Source organism: Pseudomonas sp. LBUM1673, assembly GCF_059695645.1.
Genome location: NZ_CP166780.1, coordinates 1,805,337 through 1,819,546, shown reverse-complemented (window position 1 = coordinate 1,819,546; position 14,210 = coordinate 1,805,337). Strand labels below are relative to the sequence as shown.

General features: G+C 51.5%; 13 protein-coding genes and 2 pseudogenes. 8 read left to right on the top strand and 7 right to left on the bottom strand.

The features are described from left to right. Positions 1 to 126 precede the first annotated feature (126 nt). The 3 genes and pseudogenes from ACA044_RS08240 to ACA044_RS08230 form a co-directional block, all read left to right on the top strand. Complete coding sequence (locus ACA044_RS08240; RefSeq protein ID WP_497447183.1) at positions 127 to 1,569, top strand: ATPase domain-containing protein; 1,443 nt, start codon at positions 127 to 129, stop codon at positions 1,567 to 1,569. Between the two features lie 23 nt (positions 1,570 to 1,592). Beyond that, complete coding sequence (locus tag ACA044_RS08235; protein WP_497445917.1) at positions 1,593 to 1,955, top strand: response regulator; 363 nt, start codon at positions 1,593 to 1,595, stop codon at positions 1,953 to 1,955. Positions 1,956 to 2,057: 102 nt separating this feature from the next. Continuing rightward, positions 2,058 to 2,141: pseudogene (locus ACA044_RS08230) on the top strand (DUF2256 domain-containing protein); the annotation flags it as partial. Positions 2,142 to 2,199: 58 nt separating this feature from the next. Here the strand turns inward: ACA044_RS08230 and ACA044_RS08225 are convergent. After that, on the bottom strand, positions 2,200 to 2,565 hold the full coding sequence (locus tag ACA044_RS08225) for a histone-like nucleoid-structuring protein, MvaT/MvaU family (RefSeq protein WP_497445916.1): 366 nt from the start codon (positions 2,563 to 2,565) through the stop codon (positions 2,200 to 2,202). A gap of 929 nt (positions 2,566 to 3,494) precedes the next feature. Between ACA044_RS08225 and ACA044_RS08220 the strand changes: the two genes are divergently transcribed. Continuing rightward, positions 3,495 to 3,899 carry a hypothetical protein gene (locus ACA044_RS08220; protein WP_497445915.1) on the top strand — a complete coding sequence of 135 codons (405 nt, stop codon included), beginning with the start codon at positions 3,495 to 3,497 and terminating at the stop codon, positions 3,897 to 3,899. 554 nt (positions 3,900 to 4,453) lie between these two features. Here ACA044_RS08220 and ACA044_RS08215 read toward each other — a convergent pair. From ACA044_RS08215 to ACA044_RS08195, 5 genes are all read right to left on the bottom strand, one after another. Then, on the bottom strand, positions 4,454 to 4,927 hold the full coding sequence (locus ACA044_RS08215) for a type II toxin-antitoxin system PrlF family antitoxin (RefSeq protein WP_497445914.1): 474 nt from the start codon (positions 4,925 to 4,927) through the stop codon (positions 4,454 to 4,456). A 53-nt stretch (positions 4,928 to 4,980) separates the two neighbouring features. Further along, positions 4,981 to 5,391 carry an antitoxin Xre/MbcA/ParS toxin-binding domain-containing protein gene (locus ACA044_RS08210; protein ID WP_497445913.1) on the bottom strand — a complete coding sequence of 137 codons (411 nt, stop codon included), beginning with the start codon at positions 5,389 to 5,391 and terminating at the stop codon, positions 4,981 to 4,983. Positions 5,392 to 5,418: 27 nt separating this feature from the next. Further along, the gene (locus ACA044_RS08205; RefSeq protein WP_497445912.1) at positions 5,419 to 5,796 is read right to left on the bottom strand and encodes a hypothetical protein; all 378 of its coding nucleotides are present in this window, start codon (positions 5,794 to 5,796) and stop codon (positions 5,419 to 5,421) included. Continuing rightward, positions 5,789 to 6,229, bottom strand: coding sequence for a DUF6957 family protein (locus ACA044_RS08200; protein ID WP_497445911.1), 441 nt, complete (start codon positions 6,227 to 6,229; stop codon positions 5,789 to 5,791). Before ACA044_RS08200 ends, ACA044_RS08205 begins: the two co-directional genes overlap by 8 nt. A 541-nt stretch (positions 6,230 to 6,770) precedes the next feature. Beyond that, complete coding sequence (locus tag ACA044_RS08195) at positions 6,771 to 7,502, bottom strand: metallophosphoesterase (protein ID WP_497447182.1); 732 nt, start codon at positions 7,500 to 7,502, stop codon at positions 6,771 to 6,773. Between the two features lie 174 nt (positions 7,503 to 7,676). Here ACA044_RS08195 and ACA044_RS08190 point away from each other — a divergent pair, with 174 nt between their 5' ends. From ACA044_RS08190 to ACA044_RS08180, 3 genes and pseudogenes are all read left to right on the top strand, one after another. Further along, positions 7,677 to 8,132 carry a helix-turn-helix domain-containing protein gene (locus ACA044_RS08190; RefSeq protein ID WP_497445910.1) on the top strand — a complete coding sequence of 152 codons (456 nt, stop codon included), beginning with the start codon at positions 7,677 to 7,679 and terminating at the stop codon, positions 8,130 to 8,132. A 150-nt stretch (positions 8,133 to 8,282) separates the two neighbouring features. Continuing rightward, positions 8,283 to 9,083 (top strand): hypothetical protein, encoded by an 801-nt coding sequence (locus tag ACA044_RS08185; protein WP_497445909.1) that lies wholly within the window; start codon positions 8,283 to 8,285, stop codon positions 9,081 to 9,083. 150 nt (positions 9,084 to 9,233) lie between these two features. Continuing rightward, positions 9,234 to 9,722: pseudogene (locus tag ACA044_RS08180) on the top strand (epoxide hydrolase family protein). 727 nt (positions 9,723 to 10,449) lie between these two features. On the opposite strand, the gene ACA044_RS08175 reads toward ACA044_RS08180, so the two are convergent. After that, on the bottom strand, positions 10,450 to 12,594 hold the full coding sequence (locus ACA044_RS08175) for an AAA family ATPase (protein WP_497445908.1): 2,145 nt from the start codon (positions 12,592 to 12,594) through the stop codon (positions 10,450 to 10,452). A gap of 129 nt (positions 12,595 to 12,723) precedes the next feature. Between ACA044_RS08175 and ACA044_RS08170 the strand changes: the two genes are divergently transcribed. Then, positions 12,724 to 13,854 (top strand): hypothetical protein, encoded by a 1,131-nt coding sequence (locus ACA044_RS08170; protein WP_497445907.1) that lies wholly within the window; start codon positions 12,724 to 12,726, stop codon positions 13,852 to 13,854. The last annotated feature ends 356 nt before the right edge of the window (positions 13,855 to 14,210 follow it).

The following is a 14,210-nucleotide window of genomic DNA, read 5'->3' as shown; positions in this document are numbered from 1 at the left end:
AGCCTTGATGTCGGAAGTACAGCCCTCCTAGCAAACCATGCTTTAGGCGTGAATGGCCCCAAAGCGAAAATGGCGTTAGCATTCCATTCACTCGGCTTAAACAGCCTGTTTTCAGATCAGGGTCGCATCGTGGAAAAGCTAAAACGCCTCCAAAGTGGAATCGAAGGGCTCGACGCTCTGCTCAAGGGCGGGCTGGTAGCAGGCGCTTCATACATAATCCAAGGGCGTCCTGGGTCTGGAAAAACGATCCTGGCCAACCAGCTTGGGTTCCATCATGCGAATAATGGAGGCAGGGTTTTAGTCGCAACGCTGTTGGCCGAGTCGCATGATCGTCTTTTTCAATTTCTTTCGACTCTGAGTTTTTACGACGCTTCCAAGGTCGGGGCTGAAATCCAGTTTGTCAGCGCGTTTGATACCTTGGAAAACGAAGGCCTGGACGAGGTAGTGAAACTGCTTAGGCGCGAGATAAGCCGCCAAAAAGCCACAGTGATGGTGGTAGACGGCTTGCTCAATGCGCGCTCAAAAGCTGATTCGCAAATCGACACCAAGAAATTCATTTCCGAGTTGCAAGGGCACGCCGCTTTCGCTGGTTGCACGGTGCTGTTTCTCACCAGTTCCCGTCTCGACGACGGGAGCCCTGAGCACACCATGGTTGATGGCGTGATTGAGATGGGCGAGGAGCTATACGGCACTCGCTCGGTGCGTCGAATTCAGCTTCGTAAGACTCGCGGCAGCTCGGCAATGACCGGTCTTCACGAGTGTGAAATTACCGAAAATGGCTTGGTGGTTTACCCGCGACTCGAAAGTCTCTACAGCCACCCGTCCTCTCCCGACAGCGCCGACATGACGCGTATCGCCAGTGGCATTGAATCACTAGACGACATACTAGGCGGAGGCCTGCACAGTTCCAGTGTGTCTCTGGTAATAGGCCCATCCGGGATCGGTAAAACAACACTTGGCCTCAAATTTCTAGCTGAGTCGACTGTGGAAGCTCCGGGCCTACATTTTGGTTTCTACGAAAGCCCACAACGGTTGCGACTCAAAGGCCAATCACTGGGTATGGATATCAAGGGTATGGAAGACAGCGGTGCCTTGAGCATTGCCTGGCAACCTACTACTGAGGGATTGCTGGACGGGTTGGGCGCACGACTACTGAGTCTTGTTGAAGAAAAGGGCATCAAGCGTTTGTTCATCGATAGCTTGAGCGGCATGACGCGAGTCACGACAAATCCCGCGCGGATTACTGACTTCTTCAGTGCTCTGATGAACGAACTGCGATCCAGGGGCGTTACGGTTTTTGCCTCTTGGGAAATGCGCGATCTTTTTGGCTCCGAGGTCAGCGCACCAAACTCTGACCTGTCGAGCATCGTCGACAACCTGATGCTGATGCGATTCTGTGAGAATCACTCTGAACTAAGCAGAACGCTTTCCATTCTTAAAGTACGAGACAGCTCTTACGACCCTTCGCGATTTGAGGTCGTGATCCGTGATCAAGATGTTTTCCTGAGAAAGGCTTCAAGACATGAACCATCAGTCCCCACTGAGTCATCGCCCGGTTCAATTTCTTAAGCTTTTGAGTGGGTTGAATTAACATGACCACCATCTTGGTCGTCGACGACGAGTATTTGATCGCTGACATCCTCAGCTTCGCGCTTGAGGATGAAGGGTTCATGGTGGTAACGGCCAGCAACGGTCGAAAAGGGCTTGAGGTACTCGATAGAGAACGTCCTGCGTTGATCATTACCGATTTCATGATGCCGGTCATGGACGGTCTAGAATTCGCCACAGCCGTCCGAGCCCTTCCTTCCGCTGGTCATTTGCCGATCATCTTGATGAGCGGTGCTCAGGCGCATATCGGTATGCAGAGATCGGATTTGTTTGATGCTGTATTGGCAAAGCCATTCAGCATCGATTTGATCATCGCAGAAGTTAGAAAGCTCTTGGGGTCAGAGTAGTACGCAACCGCTCAAGGCAATGAGAGTCCGCCAAGTCCAAATGGCCCTCGAAGTGCTCTCATTCACGATCAAACCAAATCACCCAGTCGGCCAAAACATTACGGCCTCCCCTTATCATTGAGGAAAAATTGGGCACGCTGCTGGGAGGAAGTGCGCTACCGCTCGGAACGCTGCCGACGCAGCAAACTGCCAAATGCTGAGCCAAAAAAGGGCCATCACAGGCCCTCTTGTACTCAAACCAAACTCACTTGGTCAGCCAGGACTCGACAGTGGCGGAGCCGTGCTCTGCTTTCCACTCTTTCAGAGTTTTGTGATTGCCACCTTTGGTTTCGACTACTTCGCCGCTGTGAGGGTTTTTGTAGATCTTCACCTCGCGTGGCTTTCTCGTACCGGATTTTGCCTCGGTAGCTGGTGCACGGCGACCGGCTTGTGGATCAAGCAGGTTGATCACATCTTTCAGGCTGTAGCCGTACTCACCAAGTAAATCGCGCAGTTTGCTCTCAAACTCCATTTCCTTCTTAAGGCCGGAATCACTTTTCATCGACTCAAGCTCTGCGAGCTGGGCGGCCAGTTGTTGTTCGAGTTTACGAAATTCAGCCAAACGAGACATGGGCAAGCTCCTTATTTTTGGATTACACGTAGTGTGGGCACATGATAGATCGTTCTACAGCCCCAAATCTCTGTGGAGTTGGTCTTCTTGGAGCTCTTCAGTTGCGTGCCCACCCCTCACTAGATACCACTGAAGCTGACAGCGTAGGTGGTCTTTGAGTCGAGACCTCAGCTCAAGGTAACCAGGAACATCAATACAGGATTCAGGATAATTCCCTCGTTGCCGAAGTACTGCACGCAGTACCTCAACACCTTGCAGGCCAATGTCGGAAGCATGCAATCGCACTAGAGGATCAAATCCCGGGTGCCTCTTGAAACTATCCACGGCCCGCAGAATTAATGCTTCGAACGCTATGGCGTCACATGTTTGCTGAACCGATAGCCACACTATAGATTCGAGTTCATTCTGCATGCATACCTCACTGCTCGCCCACTGAAAGCCCCATCCAGATGTTGTCCGACACGGGTATTTTTTAAAAAATGACTCGTTGTTTGAAATCAAACTGGATAGCAGCGGCTTACGCCGCTAAGTGACGACTTTGCTATGCCCCTAGGGCAGCCATACATCAGCGCCAGCAGGATACGTCGCAAGAAAAGGCCAGAAGCAGAAGCACTGCAAAAGCAAAAACCCACACCGTTTCCTCAGCAGGATCGGCGGTAGGTGGGGCGCTGAGATCGCTGCTTTTTTGTTGTCCTCAAATATAAAGATCCGTCGCTCAAAAAATTTTTCAAGGGGCGTTCTGAAAATATATTTTGGTTGACTAGGCGCTCACGGCTGCGCCATGCGTGCATTCAAAATCAAACGTCCAACAGCGTACAATTGCGCTTCCGATTGAAGTGTCCCGGGTCATCCAGGAAAAATGTGGCAGCAGCTGAATTCACTCCTGCCGATGACGCTGCGCAGAACGTGGATGTAGTAAGGAAAATTTGATGGCGATCGATTTGAAAAGCCTGTGGCAGCGAGAGCGCGCAAGGCGGGCCGCTTTGTGGGGGCTGGAGGACTTGCGACCAGGTGATGATCGCGCAAAACCTCACCTAAGCATTCTCGATGAAATTGATCGACAAGACCTCGAACAACCTCATGGGGATGCTCCGCTTATGACAATCGAAGAGTTGAGAGACTCTGTGCCGGAAACACCGTACGAAAGCAGCGATGGGCACTGTTTCTTGATCGTTCTAGATCAGCGTATCCCGCAAGTCTGGCGAACAAGATTCGAAGCGGCCAATGCACTTGCTGAGCGTTTTTCCGAAGGAAGCTATGCCCATGACTGGCGTCGATTTCTGAGAACCTGGGTTCGAGACATGGAGCGTTTAGCGGCTCACCGGTTCTGCTAATGTCCACTCGGTTGCTGGAGTGACCATCCGTTCCTCACGGCAACGTGTGGCACATGAAAAACAGTTCTGAAATCCGACATGTTTTGGGCGAGCAACAGTGCTCATACCGAGCTTCCGGGGGCGGACTGAGGTTTAGGACACCCATGAACAAATTTGGATCGAAGGTGCGGCTACGCGTCAGCAAGCGGCCCAGCTACAGACCTAAGTCTCTGCACAATTGATCCTCCTTCATGTCGTCGGTGGCCAGATCATTGTCCACCAGATGCCGTTGCAGGTGCTGAGACAGATGATTCGTCAGACGGGATCCGATCTCGAAGTAACTCTCTGAGAAGCTGGCATACAAATCTCGACTGTTCACTACACCTTGCAAAACCTGAACGCAAGGTAACCTGGATTCGGATACGGTCATTAGAGTGGGCCAATCATAGATGGGTACACGGTTGTAGGTGGTGACCGCCTCTTCAACCAGCCGCACAAATTCAGTGACACCGCATGTGTCATATACTGAGCACCAAATGGCTGAATCACGCTCCCTATACATCACCGCCCCCTTATCACGTGGCTTTGCGTGGCATGTTGTTCACACGGGTATTTTTCCAAAATAAACACCCATTATTTGAAGTCAAATCTGAAAGCAGCGGCTTACAGCCGTAAAGGTTAACGATTTTGCCTTGCCCGACGGATCTTCGCGAAGTACTGATCGAGCACCTCAGGACAGGGAGTGTTAGGGGAAGACGAAACGAGGTCGATCCCATAAAGGGCACAGTCTTTTGCTTCCCCTTGAGTCCCATGTTGACCTCGACCTCAATACCATCAGGTGAAATCCGAGTTTGACGAAGATCGGAGGCTCGCCTGCATGATTCATCATCGAACACGAGCGGCATGTTTAGATCAATGTCTACATCACCGACTAACGAGGTGATACGCGCGATCAACTCCCAGTTCAAAGGCTGCAATTGTTCGGGGCGGTGATGAATGTCAGCTGCCAAGAAATCCAGCATCTGGATTACCGCACAATCTTCTTTCAAGGGTTCAACCCCCTCCCAATGCCGCGTTCGTTCCCCCGTAAAATGGACATCTTTCAGGTGAGGACGCCGTGTTCGAGCTGTCCGATCAGATCGATCACGGCGCACGCGCCCTCCTCCGTAATGAGCATTTCCAAAGGTGCCTTTGAGTTAAAACATCGCAGCGGCGAGAGTAAGAAAGCCCTGGCTGCCTGGACATCGCCTTCGAACAGTTCGCAGGACGCGTGTAGAGCAACAATCAATCCATACAGACGTCGGCTCTCGCACAAAGAAAAAAAACCTACAGTCGTCGCGTTCGACAAGAGTTCGGAAGAAATACCCATGTGCTTACCAAGCAGCTCTTCATCGATACACAACATCTCGGATAGAGATTGAAATGAGGCAAAAGGCATACTGCGCCTAACGACATCGTGAAGTTCAATGCTTGGCGAAGGCAAATTCACAGTGGCCCAAATGTCTGTATTCATGGATTCAGCAAGGTGCTTTCCGTGAGCTCATTCAGAGTCCCCTGAGGGTGACCAGTTGACGTGATCAAGGCATCTTACGCTGAGCCAGTGCTCCCCTCCCAAAGTCCCGGCTCGTCCACAGACTTCGCAGGTCGACATCGACAGTTCTTCTGCAGAGGCAACCGTTTCACGGCACGCCGCATCACCACCAGAATAGTAGAAGCGTAACCCCCCAAATTTTTCCTTGACCTGACGCACCTGAATCGGCGGCAGCTCAGGGTGAGCATCCATGTGAGTTCTCAACTTGCCACACAGCTCATCGATCAGATTCAACCATCCCGGCAAACACGCGATTTCGCGAAGTGGAGCGCTTGAAAAAAACTCCGGATAGCGATCCCGCAAGATCGGCAACAGATTTTCAACCATTGGGTTCTCCTACTCGCTTTATTTGAGCGGCTATTGCCTCCACAGCGGGCAAGCTCACATGCTTGCGCGCTCCACGGCCGGCCAGAATGAAAATCGTGTGGTTGCTCTCAAAAATGCAGCCATCAAAATCCCGCTGAAAATCGCTGAGGACGCTGTCGCCAGGCTGGCGTCTATTCTGGCTGTCGAACACCGCTGCTTGGGCATATAGGACAGTTGCCTCAAGGCTTTGCGCTTTGATTTCTCGCTCTCGAAAGTCCGGAAGCATGACATCCAACAACATCCAACCTCGGACGATGCAAAAAGGCTTTTCTCCGAAGGTGCCTGCAACCAACTCGATCAACTCATCGTCACCAAGTTTTGAACCCCTTAGGGGTTGTGCTGGCCCAAACAGCAGATCGCTTAATAGGTCTGTATCTGTGACGCTTGTATTCATAATCTCGCTTTAACCTGCTCTTCCCGCGAGTACCAGACCAGGAATCATTTTCCCGATCCCCGTTTCCACCTGGATAACCCGAAAACCTTTTTTCGCGCCGCGTTCGCCGCCCCCTCAGTGATAAATGCGGTTCATGTAGATGTTGTGGCCGCCAGGCGCCCAACTAACCACCACGTAGCAGCTACCTACCATGGTTCGAAACAATGAATAACCGTCAACGAAGGTGACGTTCGTTATCCTGGACGTGCGCATGCTTGCTCCCTCTCGAAACCGCCCTGTGCTGTCGCCATATATCGTCCCCATCAATACGGGTGGACTGTCGACGGCGGCGAACAAAAACGCGGTAACGGGCATACCGAAATCCTTTTCCATCGCCACAGCGACCTCTGCCGGAGTGGATGGGGCACGCTGTTGCTCAGTCGCGCCTGCAAGGTCAGCCGGGGTACATATTTCGTCGTCTGCTCCACACATCATTCCTCTCCCCTATCTTTCAACATAGAACAGCGTCGAGCCCGCTTACCGCGCATGTGTATGAGCCCGCTTAGGAAAGGTCAATCACAAAGCCAGGATCGAAACCCGCCTGCTCACCTGGGTACCCCCGAGGGTTGGAGACCACGCGACACCTGCCCAGCGTGATATCAACCGCACGGTGTGTATGCCCAAAAATCCAGAGATCTGTTTTTTCAACCAGCGCGTGCCAGCGGTTCGTGTACGCCGCGATGAGATGACCATCATGTTTTCCACCCGCGACCTCAGGAACAGGTGAGTGATGCGTCACGACAACTGTTCTGCCGTCAAAATGTTTGTCCAGCTCCTCAGCGAGCCAATCGTGCGTAGCGTGGTTACGGCCAATCACATCGGTCGGACGCAACCGCCGAAAGTTATCGCCTGTACGGATAACCCGGAAATCATTCATCCACTCCCATGCAATTCGCGTCGCGGCCCCGATATCGCCGGTAGCGGAAAAATCAGTCCACCCAGTGGCGCAAAGGAACCGTGTTTGATTCCAAATAAAGGTCTCGTTTTCCAGGACGTGGACGTGCGGTAAGGCGACTTCCTTCATCTTGCGCAGCGTGTGATCGATGTGTCCTTTATAAAATTCATGATTTCCACACACGTAGATCACAGGACAATCGAACGTCTCATTCGCCCACTCCACTCCCCGTCCTTTCAGATCGATGTCACCGGCCAAAATCACCAGGTCATAGCCATTGGCCGTTGGCTGATAGGGCGAAAATTCGTTGTGCAGGTCTGAAAGCACGTGAAGCTTGATCAATGGCCTGATCTCGATTTACAGCTAAATTGAAAGAGCGAACCCAGAGGTATGGTCGGATTTCGCGAGCCATCAACGGGCACACCGAACCGATACCGCCACCAATATAAATATATAGATTTGAGTGGCGGATGGCAAACGGGGCATACAACTCTGTTTTAACGGAACGGAAAAATGTTTGTGCGCACCGCATTCGCCGCAGCGCTAAAGGTCTTGAGAAAAAAGCGAGGACTCACGCAGGAAGCATTGAGTGGAAATATCACTCAGTCACACGTGAGCCAAATCGAAAATGGGAAAACCTCGCCCAGCCTCGAAGCCATCATCGAGCTTGCCAGAGTGATGAAGTTAAGCCCTGTGGCGCTGATGGCCCTCGTGTGCGCGGCGCAGGATGAGCTGACGGCCAGCGAAGTCCTGGAGCTCGCCAAAAAAGATCTTCAGTCAATCTCGCTGCTAAAGGTCGCGATTCCATTGGAGGTCGAGGCAAAACCGCACCCGGGTGTCGCTGCAGCGGCAAAAACCCGCGAGAAAGTCCAAACGTTGAAGGAAAAAGGCTTCTCGCAAGCGGATATCGCGCGGGAACTGGAGATGGCGGAATCGACGGTTCGGCGTCATTGGCATCGTCAGGATTAAGCCGCGTCGCGCTGCCTCAAAAATTCACTGTACTGACAGCTGCCTCCGAGACCGGCCATTTTCTGGGTCATCACGAAACCGCGCCCTACTTTCACAGCTTTTCGGAAATACTCAGCGCCCTGTGTACAGCAATTTTCTAGGACTCGATGAATGAAGGAACGAATACTCGACTGGCGCAAACGGCGCAGTTGGCTCAACTCGATTCGCTTTTACGCTCACGATCTACTACCGGAACAAACCCGCGAATACTTGCAACGCGAACGACCAAACTGTTGGGCTGACGATCCGGCCTGGTTGCCAAATCATGAAGCTCTCGTGCCAGCCTTTTGCGAACGGATGTCCAAGTATTACACCCACGTGAAAGCTTTCCACGGCTGTCGCCCTGAAAGCCTCGCGCTTTATTATTCGCATGGGCTTCTAGGGCAAGACAGTAAGCGCATTGCTAGTAAATTCAGGGAGATTTTCGCTGATGTTAGTCCTGCTGAAATCGACCGCGCTATAGAGCAGAGTCAACCTGGAGGCGAACCAGGAAAAATTTTTCTCACCGCTGACGACTGCAAAATGATCAATGGATTTGGCCACTATGTCATCCATGGAAGTGAGTACCTGTTAGGCCTCGCTACAAAACTTACTCGCTCCAACCCGGATGAAGATTACAGGCAGCGCTTGCGCATCATTGGTATCCCGACCGTCTTGGAAGTTGATATTCCTGTGTCTTACCTTACTCATCGTCAACAGTTGTCGCTGGCCAAAACCATCCTGGCTGCGTGGGGACAATTGCAGACGAGACGAGCGCTCAGTATGGGGTCAGCGCCTTGCTACGTCATTGGTCAGAACATCCCACCAGAATGCATCAAAGGTCACTATCACCCCGCTCACATCCATGATGCTCATAGCGCTTCAGGGGAGATGTACATCAACTGCAAAACAGCATGCGACATGTGCGAGTGAAGTGTCCGACATCGTCAACTTTGTCGCCATCAGGGCGACAGAGCGTTGCCCTTATGCTGGCTTATTTTCGCGGAGAGCTTCGGCATAGTGATCTCACATGAATCGACGGCGCATTTGCTGTTGATGTAGCGATCAGTGCAGGAACCGATCATGTCCGATAGCACCCAATTGAATCCTTTCAGAATTGAGATTTCGCAGGCTGAACTCGACGATTTACAGCGTCGTCTGGACGGTACCCGCTGGCCAGATCGCGAAACCGTCCCTGATCAGCCTCAAGGTGCACAGCTGGCCAAGGTACAAGACCTGGTCGAATACTGGCGTACCCAGTACGACTGACGTCGTCTGGAATCTCGCTTGAACGGTCACCCTCAGTTCAAGACCGAAATTGACGGCTTGGGGATCCACTTCCTGCACATCAAATCGCCTCATGCCGATGCAATGTCGCTGATCATGACCCACAGTTGGCCAGGATCGATTGTCGAGTTCTTGGACGCTATTGATACACTGGTCAATCCAACGGCTCACGGTAGAAAAGCGGAAGATGCTTTCCACCTGGTACTGCCATCGATCCCCGGGTATGGGTTTAGCGACAAGCGGGGAGTATTCGCAACATCAAGGCTGCGCACTATCGAACGCTGATAAAGGCTTTTGCTGCCGCCTGCCCTAGAAGGAAATTCAGCCCTAGGAAAAATTGGACTGGCCGAGTGGAGCAATGAGTTAATGCCTCCCACATCACGTGCAGGAGCAAGTGTGGGCAACTTCGAACTCAAGTGATTAAACTGTCTCAAGCGCTCAATCTCAGACTTGCAGTGTTCCACAGAACTCTCCTTATCACTTTTACAGACGGCGAGCTCATCCAAGGAGGTGGGCCAGAGGGAGAGCAACAGGATCACTACCACGATGCGCTTCTTCAACTTCCAGTACCTTTTTTGGGGCGAACAAGTTTTCACTCGATGAATCAAGATGAATTTTTCTTGGTAATCTGGGCGGGAGAATGTTTGATTGAAAAAGCGATGTCAACAACTTTCTAAAACAAAAAAAACTTACCGAATCTTGCTCACTAGATAATATCAATCAATTGACAATATCTCATGACAACACTTCAACAAAGTTACCCGACAAGCAGCCAACAACATTTTAGATATATTGTCATACTCACAGAAAATTACGGCATTCAACATAGATAATATAATGACAACCATCCTCCGAACATATTAATAAAAATGCCAGAAGATTACTCGTACAATCTTTATTGGAAAATATATATAGATCACTAAAATGAATTTTCTATCGGTCACTGGCTGTCAGCCCTGCAAACAGTGATAGATCCCCCCAAGAAGGCCAAGGAGGAGGATCGGTCACACAATTAGTCCATCATCTTTTCGTAGTGTTCAGCGAAGCCTGTTTTGATGAAAACCTGCTTAAATCTCTCTATAAAATGCTCAGGAGCAATTTCGCCGAAGTCAGTGATATTGACAGCGTCAGAATGAGACTCCCGGTTAACGTATCGGTACAAGGCTCTAAATTCTGCGTCCTCGTCAGCAAGTTCCAGCAATGCGTTCTGTAATACATCTTGGCGGTGCACGAAGGCGAAGTAATACTCAAGGATGTTGCGCATCATGTTCGGAATGACTGTCACGGAGGTGCGACCTTCCTGGGCATCTTTGATTGTCTGCCAAAAAGACTGGTAGTCGTTTTGCACGTCGGTGGACTTCATCGGCGTGATCGTGCTGTACACCGCCTTGGTAATCCTGAACAGGGAAAACTCGTCTGACTTCCTCAGGTGCTTGAGCATTTCGTGGAAGAAGAACAGGTTGTGGGTAAGGATGAATACCTGCTTGAAACGTTCCTTGGGGCTGAGCACGCGACGATAAATCATCGAAGCGATATCGTAGATGTAGTTGTGAGAAAGGCTAGATATGGGATCGTCGATGACGATGATGCGGTGGCTTTTAAGCTTGCCGCCCTTGCCGTCCAGCTCACCGTTACAGACCTCCAGAAAGTAGAGGAAGGAGATGAGGGTTTTCTCACCCTCACTGAGCGTCTGGAAAACACCCGCCTGCTGACCCGGTCGTTGGAGCCGATACCGAGGAAGCTCGCCCTCCTCTCTCACCACCGTAAAACCTTTCAGTCCAAGCATGTGGAGGGAGGCATTCATGCTATCGATGGACTGATCGATGTTCGTGATTTTTGATCTGCTGTCGTTGATGATGTCCTGATGGAATTGTTCCTGCGCGCGAATGGTTTCCAATGCGTTGCGCTTTTCTTCCCGTTGCAATGAATAGTCGTTGTGTACCTTTCTTGCCGAGGTTATCAACGCATCGCAGTTCGAGCGAAAGCAGTTCCAGAAGCGCGTTTTGATCTGCTCCAAATGGGTTTTCTTGTCCCTTACCTTGAGGTTGATCACATCAATTTTTGCTTGCTCAATCCTTATCAGGGCATTGAGGTCTGCAAGGGCATCTGCAGTTGATGTCAGCATGATCGGGACAGATGGACTAGCAACTTTAGCTGAGAGGCTCTGAATGTTCAGACGCAGATTCGCTTCCAGGTTCGCGATGTGCGGTTGGAATGCAGGCAGCTGGTATTCAGGGCGACGATACTGGGACTGCAGGCGAGCTACGCCAGCTTCGTATCGGCTTTTTAGCGAAGTGAGTTGCCCAATTCGTTGCTCATACGTTTTATCGAAAACCCTTCTGACTTCATCATAAAACTGGAAAGGCAGCTGTTGCTGGCAAAAGGGACAGCGCTCCTCCCCTTTGGATACAAAACCCAAGGCTTGCTTGACCCAATCGGAATTGCCTAATTCGCTTATCAGGGCCGACAAATACGAGTCACCTGACCCGCTAATGGTCTCCATGAGTAAGGCGTGGCCTTCTATTTCACCCTCAGCAAAACTCAGTACGGGCACCCCCGGCAGCACAGCATCACCGGCTAGTTGCAGTTGCTCAGCCTCTGCCGTGAGTGACTCATATGTATCGGAAGTCGGAACCAGATTGAGCGCGACGACTTTCTCTGTCAGTTTTTCCTTGGTATTCAGGGAGGCAAAACAGTACTTCAAGGGCGCGTTGTCGAAAGGCTTTTTCAATGCCCAGATGCGGTCTTGTAGTTCACCCTTGTTGACCTTCTGAGCCTCACCAAGCGAATTCCCTGACACCACCACAGCCTGGCGTTCTTCTGTGAGCTTCTTGAGTGCAGACTCGGCAGCTTCTAGGGCCTTCCCTGCTTCGATGTTGCCTTCGTTCAGTGTAAAAACGCCTGGTTGAGAGCTAGCGTGAAAATTGCTTTCCGTAAAGATGTGGTTGTAAACCAGCACCTCACGTTCTGCATCTGAAGGCAATGCGCTGCATTGGTGGTAGACCAGATCTGCAGGATCTTGGAGGTAGTTACCAATGGTGGTCTTACCCGTGCCGTTGTGTCCGTAGAACACATTGACCTTCGTCAACGGGCCAATGGTTGAGTTCTTGTCAGGTGAATAGCTCGACACACCTCGTAGGATGATATTTTTTATCATGACGCTATCCTTGGCTGTGGGATGCCCAAAAGCCATCCTATTCCCGCCGCCAGCCGTTGGAAAGCACCGTCACCTATCCTAGTCGGAGCTCACCCCTGCCTCTGATCGCCCCCACGGATGCGGAATAATATGGACGCCAATAAATCGCTTGATCGGCAGCTTCCCCATGTCCCTGGCTTTCTGTTTTTTATCCCCGTGTCCACACTGATCACACTCGTGTACGGGACTACGGCGCTTGAAAGCACCTATGAAAACTCAGACCTAAAAAAGCCTGAATGGCCCAGTTGGAAGAGCCTGAACAAATGGTTTCTCTCCTCGGACGCACAGTCTCCCGTGAGACCTTCGAGCATTGCGTCTATCAACTCGATGGTAGAGGACAACGCGGCGCTTGATCTCCCGGCCGACGCGGACGCTCTTTGGCAATCAGAGCATGAATGGAATGGCCTTCTTCACGCACAACTTCTACCAGAACCACGATCAATTGCTTATTGGAGGACTTGGATAGAGCTCGATAGAAAGTTCGGATGCGAGCTACTTCCGGCCTGCATTACCACTGGCGAGAAGGTTCGCACGGTCGTTTTCTCCACGTTGACTCGGGAGCTGGGGTGCTTGGGTAGCGTATCCAGGATGTCGGCTTACGATTGGAGAAATAATGAGCCAGGTCTGCTCGACTCGCCTTTGTTTGAGGACAATAGAATCGCTGACATGTTTGCCGTCGTTATCCGATTCTGTGCACGGGTTGTCGCGGAAATCAGCGTGCGGGACTGGGCGGCCGTTGTTGACGCCGGGCTAGCAAACGAAATTCTACTGAAGAATCAAGTGCCTCAGTTTAATGAGCAATCAGGCCATTGGAGCCGCCCCATTGCCGAGCAGTTGCGTGGCTTGGCGCAGGACAGCGGCCTTAGTAGTAACAGGAGGGCAAGCGCGTTTTTGGGGAAGGTTTTAGCCGGCCGCTACCTGGATATTTCCGATAAGCAACGGACACTGAGGCGTTGGGAAGAAGCTCACCCTGGCAAACCTCGCGATTCAGTGTTGGAGACTCTGCTGGAGGCTGTGCAACCCCTGCTTGATCAACATGGCGGTCTGTGGAGCAGCGCCTCAGCACACAACAGAAAATTCAAGCTTGCCTGGCTCAACGCGGTGCTGCTTCGAGAAATGATTCAGAAGGATTTTCCCTGCTGGCACATTCAGGAGGTGTTTGACACTTACGCTGACGAGTTTCGAAAGGCGCGGGCTCTCCTCGGAAAGCCTCTTTCATAACGGCGGCCAGTTCGTGCCCGCCTCCCCTCGCTGATAACTTTCTATTTCGATTTTCAGTCAGTTGTTTGCTGCGATTGCCCTGGTTTTTGTCCACGGTAACATTCGTACCGGGCGTACCTTTGTTGCGATTGCTGATGTCGGCGTTGTGGTTACTTCGTTTGGGGAATTGCTTAGTCATAGGGTACCTCCTGTACGCACGGCAGCAGGCGTCGCTGATTGCGACGTTTTGAATCATCAGCGTCTGCGTTATAGGTGCACAGGACACAAAAAATATAAAGCTCCTCAACTCTCCAGTGCACGGAGCACGGAGCACGGAGCACGGACAAATGATAGCTGAGTGAAAGGCGCCTACGTCA

Bases quoted from the DNA above. Each gene is read 5' to 3' on its own strand.
- ACA044_RS08235 (WP_497445917.1), top strand. From the start codon at position 1,593: ATGACCACCATCTTGGTCGTCGACGACGAGTATTTGATCGCTGACATC.
- ACA044_RS08225 (WP_497445916.1), bottom strand. From the start codon at position 2,565: ATGTCTCGTTTGGCTGAATTTCGTAAACTCGAACAACAACTGGCCGCC.
- ACA044_RS08220 (WP_497445915.1), top strand. From the start codon at position 3,495: ATGGCGATCGATTTGAAAAGCCTGTGGCAGCGAGAGCGCGCAAGGCGG.
- ACA044_RS08210 (WP_497445913.1), bottom strand. From the start codon at position 5,391: ATGAATACAGACATTTGGGCCACTGTGAATTTGCCTTCGCCAAGCATT.
- ACA044_RS08205 (WP_497445912.1), bottom strand. From the start codon at position 5,796: ATGGTTGAAAATCTGTTGCCGATCTTGCGGGATCGCTATCCGGAGTTT.
- ACA044_RS08200 (WP_497445911.1), bottom strand. From the start codon at position 6,229: ATGAATACAAGCGTCACAGATACAGACCTATTAAGCGATCTGCTGTTT.
- ACA044_RS08190 (WP_497445910.1), top strand. From the start codon at position 7,677: ATGTTTGTGCGCACCGCATTCGCCGCAGCGCTAAAGGTCTTGAGAAAA.
- ACA044_RS08185 (WP_497445909.1), top strand. From the start codon at position 8,283: ATGAAGGAACGAATACTCGACTGGCGCAAACGGCGCAGTTGGCTCAAC.
- ACA044_RS08175 (WP_497445908.1), bottom strand. From the start codon at position 12,594: ATGATAAAAAATATCATCCTACGAGGTGTGTCGAGCTATTCACCTGAC.
- ACA044_RS08170 (WP_497445907.1), top strand. From the start codon at position 12,724: ATGGACGCCAATAAATCGCTTGATCGGCAGCTTCCCCATGTCCCTGGC.